Source organism: Nocardiopsis sp. MG754419, assembly GCF_018207095.1.
In the GTDB taxonomy this organism is placed as follows: Bacteria; Actinomycetota; Actinomycetes; order Streptosporangiales; family Streptosporangiaceae; genus Nocardiopsis.
Window position 1 is genome coordinate 54,063 of sequence record NZ_QOCZ01000006.1, and the last position, 19,798, is coordinate 73,860.

At 72.8% G+C, this 19,798-nt stretch carries 18 protein-coding genes; 12 read left to right on the forward strand and 6 right to left on the reverse strand.

The annotated features are described in order from the left end of the window. Positions 1 to 15: 15 nt before the first annotated feature. The gene (locus tag DSY14_RS02400) at positions 16 to 687 is read right to left on the reverse strand and encodes a GntR family transcriptional regulator (RefSeq protein ID WP_211714742.1); all 672 of its coding nucleotides are present in this window, start codon (positions 685 to 687) and stop codon (positions 16 to 18) included. Positions 688 to 837: 150 nt separating this feature from the next. On the opposite strand from DSY14_RS02400, the gene DSY14_RS02405 reads away from it, so the two are divergent. The 4 genes from DSY14_RS02405 to DSY14_RS02420 all read left to right on the forward strand — a co-directional run bounded on the left by DSY14_RS02405 (position 838) and on the right by DSY14_RS02420 (position 5,599). Beyond that, positions 838 to 2,028: a CaiB/BaiF CoA-transferase family protein gene (locus tag DSY14_RS02405; protein WP_211714743.1), complete on the forward strand. Its 1,191-nt coding sequence runs from the start codon at positions 838 to 840 to the stop codon at positions 2,026 to 2,028. Continuing rightward, complete coding sequence (locus tag DSY14_RS02410; RefSeq protein WP_211714744.1) at positions 2,025 to 3,680, forward strand: FumA C-terminus/TtdB family hydratase beta subunit; 1,656 nt, start codon at positions 2,025 to 2,027, stop codon at positions 3,678 to 3,680. The genes DSY14_RS02405 and DSY14_RS02410 overlap by 4 nt, the downstream gene beginning before the upstream one ends. Positions 3,681 to 3,860: 180 nt before the next feature. Then, entirely contained in the window at positions 3,861 to 4,772 is a 912-nt protein-coding gene (locus DSY14_RS02415) for a MaoC family dehydratase N-terminal domain-containing protein (protein WP_211714745.1), read from the forward strand. Further along, positions 4,772 to 5,599: a CoA ester lyase gene (locus DSY14_RS02420; RefSeq protein ID WP_211714746.1), complete on the forward strand. Its 828-nt coding sequence runs from the start codon at positions 4,772 to 4,774 to the stop codon at positions 5,597 to 5,599. The genes DSY14_RS02415 and DSY14_RS02420 overlap by 1 nt, the downstream gene beginning before the upstream one ends. On the opposite strand, the gene DSY14_RS02425 is transcribed toward DSY14_RS02420, so the two are convergent. The 3 genes from DSY14_RS02425 to DSY14_RS02435 all read right to left on the reverse strand — a co-directional run bounded on the left by DSY14_RS02425 (position 5,589) and on the right by DSY14_RS02435 (position 10,257). Then, complete coding sequence (locus DSY14_RS02425) at positions 5,589 to 7,766, reverse strand: PrsW family glutamic-type intramembrane protease (protein WP_211714747.1); 2,178 nt, start codon at positions 7,764 to 7,766, stop codon at positions 5,589 to 5,591. The two genes, DSY14_RS02420 and DSY14_RS02425, sit on opposite strands and share 11 nt — an antisense overlap. A gap of 164 nt (positions 7,767 to 7,930) precedes the next feature. After that, positions 7,931 to 9,247, reverse strand: a complete 1,317-nt coding sequence (locus tag DSY14_RS02430) for an isoprenylcysteine carboxylmethyltransferase family protein (RefSeq protein WP_211714748.1) — start codon at positions 9,245 to 9,247, stop codon at positions 7,931 to 7,933. Next, complete coding sequence (locus tag DSY14_RS02435) at positions 9,244 to 10,257, reverse strand: hypothetical protein (RefSeq protein ID WP_249187196.1); 1,014 nt, start codon at positions 10,255 to 10,257, stop codon at positions 9,244 to 9,246. The genes DSY14_RS02430 and DSY14_RS02435 overlap by 4 nt, the downstream gene beginning before the upstream one ends. Before the next feature lie 92 nt (positions 10,258 to 10,349). On the opposite strand from DSY14_RS02435, the gene DSY14_RS02440 reads away from it, so the two are divergent. Together DSY14_RS02440 and DSY14_RS02445 are read left to right on the forward strand one after the other, a co-directional pair. Continuing rightward, positions 10,350 to 11,000: a TetR/AcrR family transcriptional regulator gene (locus tag DSY14_RS02440; protein ID WP_211714749.1), complete on the forward strand. Its 651-nt coding sequence runs from the start codon at positions 10,350 to 10,352 to the stop codon at positions 10,998 to 11,000. Beyond that, a complete protein-coding gene (locus DSY14_RS02445; protein ID WP_211714750.1) occupies positions 10,997 to 11,482 on the forward strand; it encodes an NUDIX domain-containing protein in 486 nt (161 codons plus the stop codon). Before DSY14_RS02440 ends, DSY14_RS02445 begins: the two co-directional genes overlap by 4 nt. 320 nt (positions 11,483 to 11,802) lie before the next feature. Here the strand turns inward: DSY14_RS02445 and DSY14_RS02450 are convergent, their stop codons facing one another. Further along, complete coding sequence (locus DSY14_RS02450; RefSeq protein ID WP_211714751.1) at positions 11,803 to 13,203, reverse strand: dicarboxylate/amino acid:cation symporter; 1,401 nt, start codon at positions 13,201 to 13,203, stop codon at positions 11,803 to 11,805. A gap of 100 nt (positions 13,204 to 13,303) precedes the next feature. Then, a complete protein-coding gene (locus tag DSY14_RS02455) occupies positions 13,304 to 14,806 on the reverse strand; it encodes an NAD(P)H-hydrate dehydratase (protein ID WP_211714752.1) in 1,503 nt (500 codons plus the stop codon). Positions 14,807 to 14,958: 152 nt separating this feature from the next. Here DSY14_RS02455 and DSY14_RS02460 point away from each other — a divergent pair, with 152 nt between their 5' ends. From DSY14_RS02460 to DSY14_RS02485, 6 genes are all read left to right on the forward strand, one after another. Next, entirely contained in the window at positions 14,959 to 15,396 is a 438-nt protein-coding gene (locus DSY14_RS02460) for a hypothetical protein (protein ID WP_211714753.1), read from the forward strand. Positions 15,397 to 15,483: 87 nt separating this feature from the next. Then, positions 15,484 to 17,244 carry an N-acetylmuramoyl-L-alanine amidase gene (locus DSY14_RS02465; protein ID WP_249187197.1) on the forward strand — a complete coding sequence of 587 codons (1,761 nt, stop codon included), beginning with the start codon at positions 15,484 to 15,486 and terminating at the stop codon, positions 17,242 to 17,244. 286 nt (positions 17,245 to 17,530) lie between these two features. Next, the gene (locus tag DSY14_RS02470) at positions 17,531 to 18,076 is read left to right on the forward strand and encodes a PH domain-containing protein (protein WP_211714754.1); all 546 of its coding nucleotides are present in this window, start codon (positions 17,531 to 17,533) and stop codon (positions 18,074 to 18,076) included. A 417-nt stretch (positions 18,077 to 18,493) separates the two neighbouring features. Next, complete coding sequence (locus DSY14_RS02475) at positions 18,494 to 18,856, forward strand: hypothetical protein (RefSeq protein ID WP_211714755.1); 363 nt, start codon at positions 18,494 to 18,496, stop codon at positions 18,854 to 18,856. Continuing rightward, on the forward strand, positions 18,849 to 19,289 hold the full coding sequence (locus tag DSY14_RS02480; RefSeq protein ID WP_211714756.1) for a hypothetical protein: 441 nt from the start codon (positions 18,849 to 18,851) through the stop codon (positions 19,287 to 19,289). Before DSY14_RS02475 ends, DSY14_RS02480 begins: the two co-directional genes overlap by 8 nt. A gap of 70 nt (positions 19,290 to 19,359) precedes the next feature. Beyond that, positions 19,360 to 19,764 carry a hypothetical protein gene (locus DSY14_RS02485; RefSeq protein ID WP_211714757.1) on the forward strand — a complete coding sequence of 135 codons (405 nt, stop codon included), beginning with the start codon at positions 19,360 to 19,362 and terminating at the stop codon, positions 19,762 to 19,764. The last annotated feature ends 34 nt before the right edge of the window (positions 19,765 to 19,798 follow it).

Sequence of the window (19,798 nt, forward strand, 5' to 3'; positions counted from 1 at the left end):
GGACGCCGGCGTCGGTCAGCGCGTGTCGACGTCGGCGGCCCGCGCGGTGAGCCCGGACATCGTGTGCTCCGCGGCCTCGGAGATGTGGGCGTGCATGTGCGCGGCCGCCCGGTCGCCGTCCCGGGCCCGGAGGGCGTCCATGATCGCGTGGTGCTGGTCCGAGGACGCCTCGGCCCGACCCACGAGGCTGATCGCCTGGTAGGGCACGCCGTCCCAGAGGCGGTCGATGAAGTCCATGAGGTAGTGGGAGCGGGCGGCGCTGTAGACGGCGCGGTGGAAGTCGGCGTTGAGCGCGGTGATGTCCTGGCTGCGCCCCTCCGCGACGGCGCGGTCGAGGACCCGCAGCGCCCCCTCCATGATCTCCAGTTGCGCGTCCGTGGCCTGCTCGGCGGCCAGTCGGGCCGCCATGGGCTCCAGGACGAGGCGGAGCCGGTAGACGTCCTCGGCCCGCTCGGGGGTGCACTGGGCGACGACGGCTCCGAGGTTGGCCCGCTGTTCGATGAGGCCGTGGGCCGCGAGCATCCGCAGGGCGTCCCGCACCGGGGTGAGGCTCATGCCGAGCCTGCGCGCGAGGTCCTGGAGCCGCAGCCGTTCCCCCGGGGGGAGCTCTCCGGAGCGGATGGCGTCACGCAGTGCGCGGTAGGCCACCTCGGCCTTGGTCGGGGCTTCCGCGCGCTCGATCGACATGGGGTTCAGACTAGCGCACCTTGGCATTTTGTCATTTATAAATTATTCTCCCACCACGCGTCGTGTCCCCCGTCACGGACATCGGTGACGCAGGACGCGCCGGTCCCGACGGAGCCTCCCCGCGAGGGGGGGCGTGGAAGGAGCTCGCCCATGCCGGCACTCGACGGCATCACCGTGGTCTCACTCGAACAGGCCGTCGCGGCCCCCTTCGCGACCCGCCAACTCGCCGACCTCGGGGCACGGGTGATCAAGGTCGAGCGCCCCGGCTCGGGTGACTTCGCGCGCGGCTACGACACCACCGTCCAGGGGATGTCCAGTCACTTCGTCTGGATCAACCGGGGAAAGGAGAGCCTCACCCTGGACATCAAGGACCCCGACGACGCGGAACTGCTCGGGCGCCTCCTCGACCGCGCCGACGTGTTCGTGCAGAACCTGGCGCCGGGAGCGGCCGAGCGCGCCGGTCTCGACGCCGACACGCTCCGGGCGCGCAACCCCCGGCTCATCACGTGTGGGATCTCCGGGTACGGCGCCGAGGGACCCTACCGCGACAAGAAGGCCTACGACCTCCTCATCCAGTGCGAGGCCGGGCTGCTGTCGATCACTGGTTCGGAGGAGGAGCCCGCCAAGGCCGGGGTGTCGATCGCCGACATCTCCGCGGGCATGTACGCCTACTCCGGCATCCTGGCGGCACTGTACGAACGGGAGACGACCGGGGTCGGCACCCACGTGGACGTCGCCATGCTGGACGCCCTCGGCGAGTGGATGGGCTACCCGTACTACTACGCGAACTACGGCGGGTCCGCCCCACGGCGCACCGGGGCCCGACACGCCTCCATCGCCCCCTACGGACCCTTCCGCGCCGGCGACGGCGCCGAGGTGTTCCTCGCGGTGCAGAACGACCGCGAGTGGCGTGCGCTGTGCACGGTGGCGCTCGGGCGGCCCGAACTGGCCGACGACCCGGCGCTGGCGACCAACAGCGACCGTGTGCGCCACCGCGAGCGGGTCACCGAGGCGGTGGAGGCGTCGTTCGCCGAGCTGACCGCCGACGGGGCGATCGCCCGACTGGACGCCGCGGGCATCGCCAACGCCCGTCTGCGGACGCTCCGGGAGTTCGCCGACCACCCCCAGCTCGCCGCGCGCGACCGGTGGCGCGAGGTCGACACCCCGGCGGGTCCCGTGCGCGCCCTGCTCCCACCGGTGACCCCGGGGGGCGTCGAACCCGTGATGGGGCCGGTCCCGGCCTTGGGCGAACACACCGAGGCGATCCGCGCCGAGCTCGCCCTCACAGCGGGCGCGCCCACGCACGGTGCTCCCACCACGGACGGGAAGACGACGTCATGACCGACGTCCCGTACACCGAACCGCTGCCCCTGGGTCCGGACACCACCGAGTACCGTCTCGTCACCTCCGAGGGCGTCGCGCTCCGCTCCGTCGACGGGCACGAGGTCCTGGAGGTGGCGCCCGAGGTGCTGCGCACCCTGACCCGGACCGCGATGGAGGACATGGCCCACCTGTTGCGCCCCTCCCACCTGGCGCAGCTGCGCACGATCGTCGACGACCCCGAGGCGAGCGGGAACGACCGTTTCGTCGCCTCGGACCTGCTGCGCAACGCGGCGGTCGCGGCCGGGGGCGTCCTGCCGATGTGCCAGGACACGGGGACCGCCGTGGTCATCGGGCAGCGGAGCAACGCCGTGCGCACCGACGGGGACGACCACCGCCAGGTCGCGGCCGGGGTGCGGGACGCCTACGCCCGCCTCAACCTGCGCTACTCCCAGATGGCGCCGCTCACCATGTGGGAGGAGGTCAACACCGGCACCAACCTGCCCGCGCAGATCGACATCAAGCTCAAGGCGGGCAACGAACCCCGGTACGAACTGCTGTTCATGGCCAAGGGCGGCGGCAGCGCGAACAAGACCTTCCTGTACCAGGAGAGCAAGGCGATCCTCTCGGAGGAGCGCATGCTGGCGTTCCTGGAGGACCGGCTCCGCTCGCTGGGCACGGCGGCCTGTCCCCCGTACCACCTCGCGATCGTCGTGGGCGGATCGAGCGCCGACCAGGCGCTCACGACCGCCAAGCTGGCCTCCACCCGCCAACTCGACGCGCTGCCCGACCAGGGGTCGCCGACCGGACACGGGTTCCGGGACCGCGACTTCGAACAGCGTGTGCACGAGCTGACCCGGAGGATCGGCTACGGCGCGCAGTTCGGCGGCAAGTACTTCTGTCACGACGTCCGCGTCGTACGGCTGCCCCGCCACGGCGGTTCCCTCCCGATCGCGTTGGCGGTCTCGTGCTCGGCCGACCGTCAGGCCAAGGCCGTGATCACACCGGAGGGCGCCTACCTGGAGCGGTTGGAGACCGACCCGGCCCGCTTCCAGCCGCCGGTCGCGGACGCGCACCTGTCCTCGGACGCGGTGAGCGTCGACCTCGACCGGCCGATGGACGAGATCCGCGCGCGGCTCTCCACGCTGCCCGTCGGCACCCGGCTGAGCCTGAACGGCACCATCGTCGTGGCCCGGGACATCGCGCACGCCCGCATCCGCGCGGCCCTGGAACGCGGCGAGCCGATGCCCGCCTACCTGCGGGACCACCCGGTGTACTACGCGGGCCCGGCCAAGACCCCGCAGGGCCGCCCGTCCGGTTCCTTCGGACCGACCACCGCCGGACGCATGGACGGCTACGTCGAGGAGTTCCAACGCGCCGGCGGCTCCCTCGTCATGCTGGCGAAGGGGAACCGGTCCCGCGGGGTCGTCGAGGCGTGCCGCGCGCACGGCGGGTTCTATCTGGGCTCGGTCGGTGGTCCGGCCGCCCGGCTCGCGCAGGAGTGCATCCGCGAGGTGGAGGTCCTGGACCACTCCGACCTGGGCATGGAAGCGGTGTGGCGGATCCGGGTCGAGGACTTCCCCGCGTTCATGGTCATCGACGACAAGGGAGGGGACTTCTTCGCGCCCATCGCCTCCCCCACCCTGACCATCACCCCTCGCCCCGGCACCTGAGCACCGTGGGCCGAGGATCACCCCGGCGCCCGGGTGCGACGGCGCGGGCGTCTTCGGGGCCGTCGGATGCGTCGCCATGGCTCGGAGCCCTCGGTACGGAGCCCACACCGACCGCGCCCCGGCCGATCATCGCCCGGGCCGCACCACCCGCACATGAACGACCACCAAGGAGCAACCCCGATGTCCGACCTGAACGAGGTCCTCGAAGGCTGGTCCCCCGAGCCCGTGAGCGTCACCGGGACCATCGACCCCTGGCCCGGCGAGGCCTTCGCCGGGGCGCTCGACCGGCCACTGCGCCTGGCGCACGGGGACGCGCTGCCCCCGATGTGGCACTGGTTCCACCTGCTCGACCACCCCGACCGGTCGGCCCTGGGCGACGACGGGCACCCCGCCGACGGCGCCTTCCTCCCGCCCGTCCCGGACCGACGGCGCATGTTCGCCGGAGCACGCGTGCGCATGCACCGCCCGCTCCGGATCGGGGACGAGGTCACCCGCCGTTCCTCCCTGGAACACGTGGCGGTCAAGCGGGGGCGCAGCGGCGAGATGGCCTTCGTGACGGTGCGGTCGGAGTTCCTGCGCGGTGACGAACTCCTCCTGGTCGAGGACCAGGACATCGTCTACCGCTCCCAGCCGCCGGGTCGACCGAACGCGTCGGTGGCCCCGGACCGGGTCGCGGCGGCACCGGGAGGGACCGGCGGCACGCCCACGGAGCCGTCGGCGGACGGGTCCCGCGTCACGCTGGACACCGACGCTCCCCTGCTGTTCCGGGTCAGCGCGCTCACCTACAACACGCACCGCATCCACTACGACCTCCCCTACTGCACCGACGTCGAGGGATACCCCGGTCTGGTCGTGCACGGGCCGCTCCTGGCCCTGCTGCTGTTAGAGGTCCCGCGCCGGACCCACCCCGACCGGTGGGTGGAGTCGTTCTCGTTCCGCCTGCACAACCCGGTGTTCTCCGGTGCGCGGGTGATCGCCGACGGACACGTCGGGGAGGACGGCGCGCTGGCCCTGTCCGCGTCGGCCGAGGGCGGGCCGGTCGCCGTCAGCGGCTCCGCCGTTCTCGGCGCCGCTCCGGAGGCGCGGCCCTGATGCCCGGCAACGCTCCCCCGCTCCTCGGGGTCGGCCCCGCGCTCCTGTTCTGTCCCGCCGACCGGCCCGACCGGATCCGCAAGGCCGCCGGCGTCGCCGACGCGGTGATCGTCGACCTGGAGGACGCGGTCGCCCCGGCGGGCAAGGAGGCCGCGCGGGCCCACGTCGTCGACGCCCTCCGCGACCTCGGCACGAACCGGATCGTGGTGCGGGTCAACGCCGTGTCCACCCCGTGGCACGAGGACGACCTGCGGTCCCTCGCCGACCGACCCGACACCGTCGTCATGCTCCCCATGGCCGCCTCCCCGGAGGAGGTGGAGGCGCTGGCGCCCCATCCGGTGATCGCCCTGTGCGAGACGGCGGCGGGTGTCCTGGCGGCCCCCGCCATCGCGGGCGCGGACAACTGTGTCGGCCTGATGTGGGGCGGAGAGGACCTGGCGGCGGACCTCGGCTCCCGCCGGCGGCCCGGACGCGGTCCGGGGCGCGCCCCCGTGGCCGACCACGCCCGTTGGACCGTCCTGCTGGCCGCCCGCGCCCGGGGCCGGCGGGCGATCGACACCGTGTACACCGACCTCGCCGACGTCGAGGGCCTGGAGCACGATGCGGCGGAGGCGGCGGAGTCCGGGTTCGACGCCAAGGCGTGCGTGCATCCACGCCAGGTGCCCGCGGTGCGCGCGGCGTTCCTCGCGACTCCGGACGAGGTGGCCTGGGCACGCCGGGTCCTCACCGCCGCCGAGGCGGAGGGCGGCGCGTTCGGTTTCGAGGGCGCCATGGTCGACGCCCCCGTCCTCGCACGGGCCAGGCGGATCCTGTCCGTCAGCGGGTGAGGAGGCGGTCGGCCCGGCGGGGCAGGAGCAGTCCCGCCAGGGCCGGCAGCGCGTACCCCACCTGGCCGGGGGCCAGCATGCCGAGGATGACTCCGGTGTTGGCGCTGGGGGCCCGCAGGAACGCGCGCATCCGCGGGTGTGCGTAGGGCACCCCGTTGCCCATGGTCAGCAGGCTGAGCAGGGCGACGCCGACCAGCGCGGTCCACACGACCCCGGCGGTGCCGGCGCGGGCCAGCCAGTTCTGCAGGTGGTCGACGGCCACCACGGCGTAGGCCGGTGCGGTGGGGCCGGGCACGCTCCAGGCCCCGGGCAGCGTCACCCCGGCGAGGACGGCCGCCGAGACGGCCGCGACGGCGACGGTCCCGGTGGCGGTGCCCGCCAGGCCGAGGCGGTAGGACAGGTCACGGGCCTGGGCGGACAGTTCCTCCTGGGAGGGGTGCCGGCGCCAGGGGCGCCCCTGGGAGCGGGCCTCCCCCATGGCGTTGGCCCGGCGTCGCCGCAGGAACCGCAGGGTGTCGCAGAGCGCCCCCGGTCCGCGCCGGGCCGCTCGGGTGGCGGCGGCGAACTCGTGCACGATGGCGGTCACGGTGGTGGCCAGGGTGATCGGCAGGTCCGCGCCCGACAGTGCCATGCGGCGGAACAGCGGGGCGATGTCGGAGGGGATCCGCACCCGGATGGACACCGAGCGCCCGTGCGCCCACCGCCGGAGGCGCGCCAACGGCGGCCGGCCCGGCAGCGGGGGCGTGGACTCGGCGGCCGACGCGATGAGCCGGTGGTCCATGGCCACCGCGCACACCAGGGCGATGAGCAACAGCCAGGGGGTGAGCGCGCCACCGCCGACCAGGCGGTGCAGGAAGGTCGAGACCGGGTCCAGGGTGGCGGCGGCGAGCAGGGCGTTGAACCGCAGGTGCTCCAGGTACACCAGGGCGGTGGCCAGGACCGGCAGCAGCCACGTCCATCTCCCGTACCGTCGGCCGACGATGGCCAGGCCCAGGGCGGCACCGATCAGTCCGGTGACCACGGCGTGTCCGGAGAAGGTGGCCAGCACCTCGCCGCCGGGGGCGGCGATGGTGCTGCCGCCGGGCAGGAACAGCCCCGAGGGAGCCGTGTCGGGGACCGAGACCTCCGTGAACAGCCGTTCGGCCAACTGGAAACCGGCCCCGGACGCCGCCCCCAGCAGGAGGAAGTCCACCGCGGCCAACCGCCGCACGCGTCGTCGGGCCAGGAGGGCGAAGAGCAGCAGCGGCGTCAGCTTCGCCGCCTCCTCGACGGTGACCGCCACGTAGGTGTAACCGAACGCGCCGTAGGGCTCCAGGCCCGACAGCCCGACGATCAGCGTCTCCAGGAGGGCGACCGGCCAGAGCAGGAGTGCCCCGAGGGCCACCACCCGCAGCAGGGTCGCGAAGGAGACGGTGCGCGAACGCGCCAGGAACGCCAGTTGGAAGAGCAGCACGAACGTGAGGGCCAGCGCGGGCAGGGCCGGACCGAGCTCGGGGGCGCTCAGCGGCGCCACGAGCAGCACCACGACCATGAGCCAGTTCCAGCCCCCGCGCAGGGCTCGCAGCGAACGGACGACGCGGGGCGAGCGTACCCGGGCGCCCTCGGCCCGCCGTGAGAGGTGTTCGTGCAGGTCGGGTCCGAGGCCTCGGTTGCGGGCGTGGCGGGCGCCGGCCTCGATGCAGTGGTACCGCTGGGCGGCCTGCACGAGCTCGGGGCGTTGGGTGCGCTGCGCCTGGGCGGCGAACTCGGCACGCACGCCGGGGATGTCGGAACCGACGATCTCACGGACGAAGTCGGCCGGCCCGGACGCGACGGTGAGCTCGTTGGCGGCGACCAGCACGGCCGCGGAGAAGTCCTCGACGCAGACGAGGAAGTCGGTGGGGGTGGCGCCCCACCCGCGGACGAGGTCGACGAGGGTGTCGGTGTCGAGCGGTACCTCGGTGACCGGCTCGTAGGAGAACTCCCCACGGGTGCGGCAGACCAGGAGGCGGTCCACACCGAGGGCCCGGCCCGCGTCGACGATCCCGCGGATGAGGTTGCGGTCCCGGGGGACCGCGAAGGGTGTGGTGACCTTGCCCCCGGCCCGGAGCCACTGCCGGTCGAACTCGGTGGGTCCGGCACAGACGCGCAGCACGAGGTCGCGCGCGAGCATGGCCTGTTCTTCCATGGGGAACCTCGGGGGTGGGGATCGCGTGGGGGCCGTCCATGTCCGACGTCGTCCGTCACGGGGATCGGACCCGCACGAGCATAACGGCGCGGTGGTTCCCGCGGAGAACGCACCTGGGAACGACGTCCGATGACCGGCCCGCCCGTGAACGGTGCGCCCGTCGGTCATCGGCCGGCGGCGGGGGCCTCGCGCTGGTGCGCGACCGGGACCGACGCCTGGCGCGAGGCACGTGGGCCGGCCCCGAAGGCGTCCGCGCACAGCTGCACGAGGTGGCCCGGCCCCGGGAGGGACAGGGCCCAGCCGGTGAGCGCCCAGCCCAGGTGCAGGTGCTCCATCGCCCGGGCGAGCGCCCACACCCCACTGCGGCGGATCCCGTCGGCGCTCTCGTAGGTGAGCCGGTACAGCACCTCCGGGTGATCGGCCGCGGCGCGCAGGCGCAGCGCCGTGGGCGCCCGGGCCGCCACCCACCGGCCGACGCCCCGGCACGATCCGCAGTCCATCGCGACGTACAGGGTGCCCTCGCCGCGCCCCGGCCAGGGACGCCATCGCGGCAGCCAGGGACGGACCCCGGCCCGGTAGGCGACCCAGTCGGCACCGAACCGTTCCCGGAGCCGCCCGTCCTCGTGCCAGGCCGCGAACCCGGCCCCGTAGACGAGTCCGACCAACGCGCCGACCATCAGTGCGGGGTGAAGCAGGCCCAACACCAGGTACACCAGCACCATGGCGAGCTGCATCGGGTTGCGCACGTAGGCGTAGGGGCCGCTGGTGACCAGACGATCGGGCGGATCGTAGGGCAGCGGGGTGCCCCGGCCCACCGCCGCGAACTCGCGGGCGGCGGCCAGTCCGGGCAGGGCCGCCAGGGCAAGGAACTGTCCGAGGATCGACGACTCCGTGGCCCCCGGGGGTGCGATCCGGATCCCCGTGGTGGGGTCCGTGGCCAGGACCAGCACCGGCAGGGCCACCATGAGCACGCCCGCCGACAGCGCCTGCGCCCACATCCGTGTGTGCGGCAGGAGCCCGCGGCGGGTCCAGAACGCCAGCAGCAGCGCGGGGATCAGGCACAGTGTCACGCCCGCCATCTCACCGAGCAGCCACCACTCCCCCAGCGCCACCACGGGTGCGGCGAGCGGCATGAGGACCACGTCCAGCCAGACCAGCAGCACGGTGACCAGCGGGACGGGCAGGAGACGCAGCAGCAGGGCGGGCACGGCGCCCCACAGGAGCGCCCAGGCCAGGACGAGGTCGACGGGCAGTCCCAGCCACAGCGCGCCCTCGGCGTGGAAGGTCCACCAGCCCACGTGCGTCGCGTAGAGGTTGAGCGGCACGAGGGTGCACAGCGCCCAGGCGGACGCCACGATCATCGCCGCCGTCTCGCGGTGACGCGGGGCCCGCCACAGGCACAGGGCGACGAGCACGCCGAAGGGCAGGAACAGACCGAGTCCGCGCACGGCCAGGGCCGGAAGCTCGGGGAGGGTGCTCATCGGGCCGCTCGCGCGAAGGTGTCGGCGAGGTAGGCGGCGGCCAGATCGGTGGCGTAGGACTGCACGGGACCGAAGTACCAGGACGGGTCGTAGGTGCGCCGGTGGTCGATCTCCCAGGTCATCTCGGTGCCCTCGGGCGTCGCCGTCCAGGTGACCACCGCGCGCTCCATCTCCATCCAGCGGTCGAAGGTGGTGTCGTCGGTGACGTCGAAGACCACACGGCCGCCGTCGGCGTGGATCCGGCTGTCGACGACCGTGAGCTCCATGTGACGCGGGGTCGGTACGGCCCCCGGGCCGAGGCTGCGCCGGGGGGTGAAGCGGACGGCGCGCGTGTCGCCCTCCGCCAGGCCCGCACCGTGGGCCTCGACCGGCCGGGGGAAGGGGATCGCCCGCAGGAACAGCGCCTCGGGGGCACCGTAGGCGGGCGGTGCGGCCAGCGCGTCCGCGACGTCGGTGGGGGTCGCGGCGACCACCACGGTGCCCGTGCCGGTGTCCTCGCGCGGCAGCGGCGAGATCCCGCCCACGCCTTCCAGGAGGAGGACGAACAGGACCGGGACGGCCACGTAGGCGTGTGGACCGCGCCCGTCCCGCCCGAGGATCCGCACGAACATCCAGGCCACCAGGGCGACCACCCCGTAGATGAGCGGGGCGGAGATGAGCAGGCAGACCACGCCCTCGCCCAGCAGGGGTCCGGAGAGCAGCAGCAGGAGGGTGGTGACGGCCATGGCCACCCCGACCGCGCTCCGCGGGCGGGCCAGCAGGACCACGAGCAGAGCGAGGGCGACGGGCAGACCGAGGTAGAAGAGCGCGGTCTGGTCCAGGCCGCCGAAGCTCGTCATCCGCACGACGACCAGGAGCGGGAGGACGCCCAGGAGCACCACCCCGGCGAGGAGCCACCGGGCCGCGGAGGGTGCACGACCGGCGTCGGGATCCTCGTCGAACCGCGCGGAGGGCGGGGTTCCGGGTTCGGCGCCGCGAGGGCGGTGTCGGGGTTCGTTCGGCTCGGACAAGGAGGGCTCCTCGTGTGTGATCGCCTGATTCAATCGAACGCTTTAATCATGTGATTAAACCTTATGATGAGGGTCGAGCGAAAGGGAGGGCCATGGCCAAGAGCGGCGGCGGAGGTCGCAGGAGCAGCGGCGAGACGAAGGAGCGCCTGGTCACCGCGGCCGGTGAGGTCCTGCGTGAGGAGGGGCACGCCGGAGCGTCGGCGCGGACGATCGCCGCGCGGGCCGAGGTCAACTCGGCGCTGGTCTTCTACCACTTCGGCGGGGTCGACCAGCTGCTCCTGGCGGCGCTGGACCGCTCCAGTGCCGAACGCATGGCCATGTACGAGGAGCTCGCCGCGCCGGCGCGCACCCTGGAGGAGCTCGTGGAGGTCGCCACCCGGATCTACCGGACCGACCTCGAACGCGGTTACATCACCGAGTTCTCCGAACTGGTCGCCGCCGCCGTGACCCGGCCGGACCTGCGCGCGGAGATCCGGCTGCGGGCCGAACCGTGGATCGACTTCATCGCCGGCCAGTGGGAGCGTGTGGTGGGCGGTTCGCCTCTCGGACGACTGTTGCCGGCGCAGGAGGTCGCCTACGGGGTGATCACCTATTACCTGGGGGTCAACCTGTTCTCGGTGCTCGACGAGGACCGTTCGCGCACCGAGGCCGTGTTCGACCTGGCCGCGGACCTGGCGCCCCGCGCCCGACTGCTGACGCTGCGTCTGCCCCGACGCGGCGACAAGACCAAGGAGGACCAGTGAGCGTTCGCGTCGCCGAGGGGATCGCCTTCCCCGACACCAGCGACGGCCGCCGGTGGGTGGCCGGGGCCGTGATCGTCGACGGCCGGGGGCGGGCCTTCGCCCAACGCCGCTCGGCGACCCGCAAGGTCTTCCCGCACTGTTGGGACATCGTCGGCGGTCACGTGGAGGACGGCGAGGGCATGCTCGACGCCCTGTCCCGTGAGGTCGCCGAGGAGACCGGCTGGCGCCTGACCGAGGTGGTCGCGGAGCTGTACCGCCTGGACTGGGACCCGGGCGACGGGATCACGCGCCGCGAGATCGACTACCTGGTGCGGGTCGACGGGGACCTGGACGCACCGGCCCTGGAGGTCGGCAAGCACACCGAGTACATGTGGGTGGACGACTCCCTGGTGGACCGCCTGCGCGACGCCCGCGACCCCGGTGACTACTTCATCACCGACATCGTCCGGATGGGGTTGGACACGGCCCGCACCCTCGGCTGACCGCTGGGCGCCCCGAGCGGACCCGCGCGCGCCGGACGTGCGCCGAGAGCGACGCCGACCACGGGATCCTCCGCACGGCACCCGCGATCACGTCGGGTGCCGGCGGCCCCCACCGCACACGTCCGGCGTCCACCACGATCGCCGGGCCCCTGTCACCACTCCACCGACCGGATCCGACGGGGATCCTCCCGGTCCCGGACGATGGCGCACGCCTGCGCGCCGACATGGGTGGGGCTCCGGATGCGGGGCCAACGCGTGCCACCGGTGCGGCACGGGCGATCCCGGTGGCACGCGTTGGCCCCCACCTGCGACGTCGGGACTCAGGTCACGTCCCTGGTCCCCACAGAGGCCCCGTCGGCCGCGACCGGGGGCTCCGGGGCGCTGGGTTCCGTGGACGTCTCGGTGGGCGCCGTGTCGGGGCCGGTGGCCGAGGCGTCCGCCTCCGGACCGGCCGGGTCGTCGGGGTCCTGGAACATGCCCTCCTCGGAACCGGCCACGAGCCGGGTGCCCACGAGGTCGCCGGCGACGTTCCCGGCGGTACGGGCCATGTCGAGGACGGCGTCGATGCCGGCGACCAGGGCGACCGGTGCCATCGGCAGGCCCACGGACGTGATGGTCATGGACAGCATCAGCAGACCGGCGCCGGGGACCCCGGCGGTGCCGATCGAGGCGAGCACGCCGATGAGCACGACGGTGGCGATCTGGCCGAGGGTCAGTTCCACACCGGTGATGTTGGCGACGAACACGGTGGCCGCGCCCACGTAGATCGCGGTGCCGTCCATGTTGATGGCGGAGCCCAACGGCAGGGTGAAGCCGTACACGCCCTCCTTGACGCCCATCCGCTCCGCGGCACGGGTGCTCACCGGCAGGGTGCCGCTGCTGGAGCGGGTGACGAAACCGGTGAGGACGGGGTCCTTGGCGGCCACGAGGAACCGCCCCACCCTGACCCGGAACGGCAGCATGATCACGAGGTAGACGACCACCTGCAGGATGATCGCGCCGTACACGACGCCGGTGAGCTTGAGCAGCGGCCCGATGGCGTCGAAACCGGTCTCGGCCATGACGACCGCGATCAACGCGAACACGCCGATGGGCGCGTACTGGAGGATTCCGCCGATCACCTTGAAGACGAGCTCCATGGCGCCCTCGACCCCGCGCCGCAGCAGCAGCGCGAGGTCGCGGTGCGCGTCGTTCTCGCTGTCCATCATGAACGCGAGCGCCAGACCGAACAGCAGGGCGCAGAACATGACGGCGAGGACGTTGCCTTCGGTCAGCGCCTCGAAGGGGTTGGCCGGAATGATGCCGAGCAGGGTCTCGGAGACCGGGGGGACGTCCTCGGCCTCGGCGGGCTCACCCGGCATGCTCAGCCCCGCCCCCGGAGAGACCAGCAGCGCGATCGACAGGCCGAGGGTGACCGCGAAGGCGGAGGTGACCATGTAGAACGCCACGATCTTGGTGCCGATCCGGCCGAGCCGCTTCGGGGAGATCGAGGTGACACCGGCGATGAGCGTGGTGACGATCAGCGGGAAGATCACCATCTGGAGCAGCCGCAGGAAGATCTCGCCCAGCGGATCGAGAATCGGCAGGAGGGTGTCCTGGAGCCCCAGGGCGGCGATGCCGAGTCCGGCGGCCACACCACCGACGAGGGCGATCACCATCTTCCAGATCAGCGGAAAGTTCAGGTAGCGACGCCACAGCGTGGGCGACGGGTTCTCGGACATCCTCGTCCTCAGTGTCGTCTTCTCGAAGGCAAATGTCTGTTCTATACCTCGGAATCCGACTCTTCATAGCCTTCGAGGCGATGACTCCCGGTGACTCATGTCACGGGTTCTGTGACACCTCGGCCACAGCGCGTGGCAGCGCCTCCAGCAGGTCCGAGGCGCTGATCGGTGCCCCGTCCCGGGCCAGCACCGCGGCACGACCGTGCAGGTGGACCGCGCACAGGGCGGCCTCGCGGGCGGGCAGCCCCGCGGCCAGCAACGCCCCCGCCACCCCCGAGAGCACGTCGCCCGAACCCGCCGTGGCCAACAACGGGGTGCCCGTCGCGTCCGCCACCGTCGGGGCGCCCGGGTGCGCGATCAGCGTCGTCGACCCCTTCAGCAGCACGGTCGCCCGATACAGGGTGGCCGCCATGGTGACGTGTTCGAGACGGCGGGCCTCGATGGTCTCCCGGTCGATGCCGGGCAACAGACGGGCCAGTTCCCCGGCGTGCGGCGTCATGAGCGTGTGCCCAGGACGTTCGCGCACCAGTTCGGCCAGGCGCGCATGGGCGCCGACCAGGGTGAGGGCGTCCGCGTCGAGCAGCACCGGGCGGTCGCTCTTCAGCAGTGCCCGGACCTCGTCGGCGTTGGCCGGGTGGGTGCCCCGCCCGGGACCGACCACGACGGCCGCGACCCGCCCCGGCCCCAGGTCGGTGCCGGCCACCGGGTCCAGGGGTGTCCCGACCGTCTCCGGCCATCGGGAGATCACCTGGGCCAGTGCCCCCTCGGCGCCGCCGTAGTGGACCATCCCCGCCCCGACGCGCAGAGCCCCGCCCACGCACAGGACCGCCGCGCCCCGGTAGCGGTCGGAACCGGCGCGCACGGCGAGCACGCCCCGGCGGTACTTGTCGCTCTCGTTCGACGGTGTGGGCAACGACCGCGCGATGTCCACAGCCTGTGGACAGACGAGGTCGGGTCCGGGCAGTTCCGGGCCGAGCCCGATGTCGACGAGGTGGATCCGACCGGCCCGCTCCGCCCCGGGGTCGACGAACAGTCCCGGCTTGTACGTGCCGAAGGTGACGGTGTCGTCGGCGCGGATCGCGTACCCCGCGACCTCACCGGTGTCGGCGTCCACACCACCGGGGAGGTCCACCGCCACGACCGGGGCGGGCGCGTTCGCGGCCAGGACGGCGAGGGCGGCGTGGGGTTCGCGCAGCCCCCCGTGTCCGCCGATACCGAGAAGGCCGTCGACGATGAGGTCGGTGTCGAAGAGCGCGGTCTGCACCTCGCCGGCGAGGGCCTCGGCGGCCACCGCCTCCAGAATCCTCCCGCCGGCGTCCCGCAGCGCCGCCGCCCCGCCCGGGTGGAGGCGCGACCCGGCGGCGACCGCGCGGACGAAGGCGCCCCGGCCGGCCAGGATCGCCCCCGCGTACAGGGCGTCCCCACCGTTGTCCCCGCTGCCGACCAGCAGGGTGACGCGGGAGCCGTACACCTTGGACGACATGCGGGAACAGTGCACGGCCAGTCCGGTGGCCGCGCGCGCCATCAGGGAGCCTTCGGGCAGCCGGTCCATGAGGATCCGTTCGGCCTCGCGGACGACTCCGACGTTGTGGGCTGAGCGCACCGGGACACCTCCGGGGGGACGGGTCGGGACCCTCCATCGTGACGCACCGGGTTCGCGGCTCGCCCACACCGCCACACCCACGCTCGGCGACACTTCGGATACTTTTCGTGGTGACACCTGGTGAACGCGGTGCACCGACCCGAGGAGGCACGTTGTCCCCGATCCCCGCCTACCGTCGATTCGTCACGGACTCGCGGCAGACGCTCGAACCGCACACCTGGCACAGCGTCGAGTTCGACCGGCGCGACGACGCCCCGTCCGATGACGGATCCGAGGTGGCCGGCCGGCACGAGGCCGGGGGCACCCTGTACGACCTGTCGGTGGGGGTGGCGCTGACCAACATCACCCCGGGCAGCGACGTGCACCTGCGCGCGGTCGACTTCGCCCCGGACGGCCAGGGCGGGTGGCGTACCCACCGTGAGCTGCCGGAGGAGGTCACCGCCCACGCGGTCGGACACGGGCGCTTCACCTACACCTGGAAGGACGCGCTGCCACCCGGCCACCGCCTGGAGTTCCGCATCGCGCAGTTCGGTGACGCGGACGCGCACCTGGTCTCCGCCGAGGCGGTCGTCTTCCTCTGGCCCCGCTGATAGGCACCACCGCTGGACTTTGCGGACATATCGCCCGTTGTCACGGGAACACCACGTAGAGAAGCCGATCGTGGGCACAATGGTGGTATGCCTCGACCGAGCAAGTACGTGTCCAGGTCCGATCTGGGCTGGGGCAGCTCCCCGGCCGACCAGGCCAACCCCCGATCCGGTCTGGTCATCCACTACGACTCAGCCGACCAGAACCTGGCGGGCAAGAATCACTCCGCCTGCCTGACCTACTGGCGCAACACCCGCGACTTCCACACCGGCCCCTCCCGCGGTTGGGCGGACATCGGGTACTGCGTCGACGCCGAGACCGAGATCCTCACCGAGCACGGGTGGCGGAACTTTCGCGAGATCGCCCGGGGCGACCTCGTCCGCACCCTCGACCACGCGACCGGACGGTCCCGATGGCAGCCGTTGACCGCGGTCAACGTCTTCCCCTCGGTGCCACGCGCACTGATCGCCATGGAGGGCCCCGGTCACTCCTCCCTCACCACCGACCACCACCGCTGGCCGGTCGAACGCGGTTCCGCCGCCGGGACCCCCACGCGGGAATGGGCGACCAGCGGGAGCCTGCGACCCCGGGACCGGATCACCCTCTCCGCCCCCGGCCACGCGCCACCCTCCGAACCCAAGTGGCCCGACCCCCTCGTGGAGTTGGTCGCGCGCTCCTGCGCGATCTCCGGTCCCGACGTCGGGACGGCCCCCGACGGCGTCCCCTCCCCCGTTCCGGGAGAGATCACCGAGCAGGCCCCCGACGGAGTGCCCACCCACGCGTTCCTGTCCTCCCTCACCGACCCCCAACTCGACCTGTTCCTGGCGTCGGTGTCGGCCGTCGCGGGCACCGGGACCGACACCCTGACCACACCGTGCGCCGCCACGGCGGAGTCCTTGCTGTTCGCCGCTGTCCTGGCCGGCAGGGCGGCCGTCCTGCGCGAGGAGGGCGTCGGATACCGGCTCGCCCTGCTCGGGCGCGACCGGATCGCACCCGAGGGCCTCACCGTCACGCGGGAACGGCACGACGGTCCGGTCTGGTGCCCCACCACCCCCGACGGCACCTGGCTGGCCCGACGTCGGGGCACGGTCTACTTCACCGGGAACTCCTTCATGGCGTGCCCGCACGGGTACGTGCTCGAAGGGCGGGGACTGTACCGCGCCCAGGCCGCCCAGCCCGGCGGCAACACCAGCCACTACTCCTGCACACTCGCCACCGGCCCCTCGGACCCCATCACCCCCGAGCAGATCAACGCGGTCCGCGCGTTGCGGCAGTGGCTCATGGAACCCGACACCTCCATCGCGGGCACCGTCGTGGGGCACCGCGACTTCATCGCGACGTCCTGCCCGGGGGACAAGGCCTACGCGCTCGTGCGCAACGGAGGGTTCGCCCAGGCACCCGACGACACAGAAGGAGACGACATGCCGCGACACCGCAGGTTCGAGAAGGACGGCGACCAGGCGCTCCGGCCGGGTGATTGGGCGAGTCTGGCGTTCGACCGGCGGCACGACGGCGAGACCGGTGAGTTCTACGCGCTGGTGGGGGTCGACGAGAAGGACGGCGCCTACTACGACGTGTCCGTCGGCGTGGTCCTTTCCGGGGTCAGCCCCGGGGCGGAGGTGCAGATCCGCGCCACCGAGTACGAACCCGACGGGGACGATGGCTGGAGGATCGCCCGGAACCGGCCCCAGGACAGCCCCGTGCACAAGGGCGGACAGGCCCACCTCACCTACACGTGGAAGGGCAACCTGGCGGCGGGGCGCCGAGTGCGGATCCGGGTGGCCCAGTTCGGCGACGTCGAGGCGAAGGTGGTCTCCGCGACCGCCGACGTCTTCTACTGGCCGCGCTGACCGCGGCCGCGCCGCACGACGCGCTCGGGACCCCGGGCCTCCTCCGCCTCCGCGGAGGGGGCCTCCGTCGTTCTCGGCCACCGGAGGCGGGCCGCACCCGACCGCGGCGGGAGGCCACGCCGGGCCGACCGGTCGACGGCGACGCGTCCGGCGACGGGGACCTCGGGGCCTCCGGTCGGGCGGTGTGTTCCCCGCGCTCTCCGGCGGTGGCAACCCTCGTGGCGGGTGAGACGTCCTAGGGTCCGACGCCGCACAGGCGCTCCCCCACGAGTTCTTGGAGTTCAGCATGGCCGCCCCTGCGTTGCGCCCGGACATTCAGCGGGCCCGGGACCGGATGAGCCACCGGCTCGGGTCGAATCGCGAGATCAAGAAGCTGGAGTCCTACCTGTGGCACGGTGAACAGGTGCACTCGATGGTGAACGGCCTGTACGGGTCGGGTACGGGGCTGCTGGTACTGACCGACCGTCGCATGCTGTTCGTGCAGGACGGATGGATGTCGCAGACCTCGGAGTCGTTCGGGTTCGACCAGGTCAACAGCGTGCAGTGGACCGCGGGTCTGGCGTTGGGCGCGGTGATCATCTACTCGGCGGGCAACAAGGCCGTGATCAGCCAGGTGCAGAAGCCGGACGGCCGGGCGATGGTGGACGCGGTGAACAACATTCTGGTGCGACCGGTCGCCCCGGCCCCTCCCTCGGCCCCGGCCACGGCGCCGCCACCGGTGCGGTCGCCGGCCGCGCCCGCTCCGATCGCCCCGTTCGACGCGCTCAGGGCGCTTCGGGACCACGGCGTGATCAGCGCCGAGGAGTTCGGGCGGTTGGCGAACCGGCTGTGACACGGGCGTCCGGGCACGTCGGAGGGTGACGGTCGCGCCGGCCCTCGGCCTGGAACGCGCGGCGCGATCCCGCGTGATCGCGCCGATCCTGGTGGGAAACACCTCGCCGACCGCGGCGGTCGGTCCGCGCCGGAGCCGACCCCGGGCTCGACGTCGCACCGCCCTCGGCACGGGGTGAGGCCGGGGCGCCGTGCGCGACAGGACGGCGGAGGACCGGCGACGTTTCACGCGCACCGAGCCCTCCACCAAGGACGCGGGGGCCGGGCGGCGCGGTCGCGGGACGCCCACCCCGCGAACCGCGTTCGAGACGTGTGGAGCCCGGTACCGTACGGTGATCCGAACGTACTACCGTGTGTCGTAGATGAGTGGTCCGCTCTGACATGGGCGGACGTCGCGGAGTACCCGAGCGGAGGCGGCGTGGTCGACTGGCTGACCATGGTGATTCAGATGGTGTCGTTGGCGATGGCCGTGTGGTGCCTCGTCTCGACCTTCCGGGATCAGCCGATGTTGGTCCCCCACCTGGTCGGCATGGGTGTTCTGTGGCTGCTGGTCCTGGGCCAGGTCGGCGCGATGATCGTCGCCATGGTCGGCGGCGAAAGCCCCGATGAGACGGTGATGCTGGTCTCCTACCTGGCGACCGTCGTCCTCCTGCCACCGGCGTGCGCCGTGTGGGGGTTCATGGAACGCAGCAAGTGGGGGCCGGCCGTGATCGCGTTCGCCTGCCTCATCCTCCCGGTCCTGTTGGTCCGCATCGAACAGCTGTGGAGCCCCGTTGTCTGACGCCGAAGCCGCTCCGACGACCACGACGCCGCCCGACCGCACCCTGCGCACCGGCCCCGGTCGGCTGCTGGTGGCCGTGTACGCCGTGTTCGCCCTGGCCGCCACCGCCAGGGGCACCTACCAGCTGGTGACGCGCTTCGAGGAGGCACCGCTGGCCTACGCCCTGTCGGTGTTCGCCGGTGTCGTGTACCTGGTGGCGGCGATCGGCCTGGCCCGTGCCGGACGCACCTCCCGCCGGGTCGCCCTGGTCTCGGTCTCCGTGGAGATGGTCGGCGTCCTCGTGGTGGGCGCTCTGTCCGAGTTCACCAGCGGGATCTTCCCCGAGGACACGGTGTGGTCGCACTTCGGCAGCGGCTACCTGTTCATCCCGCTGATCCTGCCGATCCTGGGCCTGTGGTGGATCCTCAAGGTGCACCGCGCCGACCAGGCTTGACCCCGCGCGTGGTGGGGGACACAGGGGTGGGGGCCGCATAGTCCCGTGGGTTCCGGGCAGGGATTCGGCCATGGAGGTACACACGCAGGCCCCCGTTCGCACCCCGGTCCCCTCGTTCCTGGGCGGTGCCGCCGTGCTCGCCGCGGCACTGGTACTGGTCGCCCTGCTGTGGAACGCGCAGACCCCCGCCCCGGTCGCACACCGCATCTTCCTGGTCCTGTGGCTGACGGGCGCGAGCGTCCTGACCGCCCGACTGTGGGGAGACGGGCGTTCGACACGGGGTGCCTCCCGCAGCCTGGTCACCTTCGCCATCGGCCTGGTCACGGCCGGTGCCGTCACCACCATGCCCTGGTCGGAACTGGACTCGACCCTCTGGTACCAGGTGTGGCTGTCGATCCCCCTGCTCACCGGTCTGGCCCTGGCCGCCTTCCGCCCCACCCCACGGCGCCGGAAGGAGGACGCCCCACCGCTGTGAGGGTGGAGCTCGCGTCCCGACCCCGCTTCGAGGC

Excerpts from the sequence above, each read along its gene's own strand:
- DSY14_RS02425 (WP_211714747.1), bottom strand. The coding sequence starts at position 7,766 with ATGGAAGAACAGGCCATGCTCGCGCGCGACCTCGTGCTGCGCGTCTGT.
- DSY14_RS02415 (WP_211714745.1), top strand. The coding sequence starts at position 3,861 with ATGTCCGACCTGAACGAGGTCCTCGAAGGCTGGTCCCCCGAGCCCGTG.
- DSY14_RS02405 (WP_211714743.1), top strand. The coding sequence starts at position 838 with ATGCCGGCACTCGACGGCATCACCGTGGTCTCACTCGAACAGGCCGTC.
- DSY14_RS02440 (WP_211714749.1), top strand. The coding sequence starts at position 10,350 with ATGGCCAAGAGCGGCGGCGGAGGTCGCAGGAGCAGCGGCGAGACGAAG.
- DSY14_RS02450 (WP_211714751.1), bottom strand. The coding sequence starts at position 13,203 with ATGTCCGAGAACCCGTCGCCCACGCTGTGGCGTCGCTACCTGAACTTT.
- DSY14_RS02410 (WP_211714744.1), top strand. The coding sequence starts at position 2,025 with ATGACCGACGTCCCGTACACCGAACCGCTGCCCCTGGGTCCGGACACC.
- DSY14_RS02465 (WP_249187197.1), top strand. The coding sequence starts at position 15,484 with ATGCCTCGACCGAGCAAGTACGTGTCCAGGTCCGATCTGGGCTGGGGC.
- DSY14_RS02485 (WP_211714757.1), top strand. The coding sequence starts at position 19,360 with ATGGAGGTACACACGCAGGCCCCCGTTCGCACCCCGGTCCCCTCGTTC.
- DSY14_RS02470 (WP_211714754.1), top strand. The coding sequence starts at position 17,531 with ATGGCCGCCCCTGCGTTGCGCCCGGACATTCAGCGGGCCCGGGACCGG.
- DSY14_RS02420 (WP_211714746.1), top strand. The coding sequence starts at position 4,772 with ATGCCCGGCAACGCTCCCCCGCTCCTCGGGGTCGGCCCCGCGCTCCTG.
- DSY14_RS02430 (WP_211714748.1), bottom strand. The coding sequence starts at position 9,247 with ATGAGCACCCTCCCCGAGCTTCCGGCCCTGGCCGTGCGCGGACTCGGT.
- DSY14_RS02400 (WP_211714742.1), bottom strand. The coding sequence starts at position 687 with ATGTCGATCGAGCGCGCGGAAGCCCCGACCAAGGCCGAGGTGGCCTAC.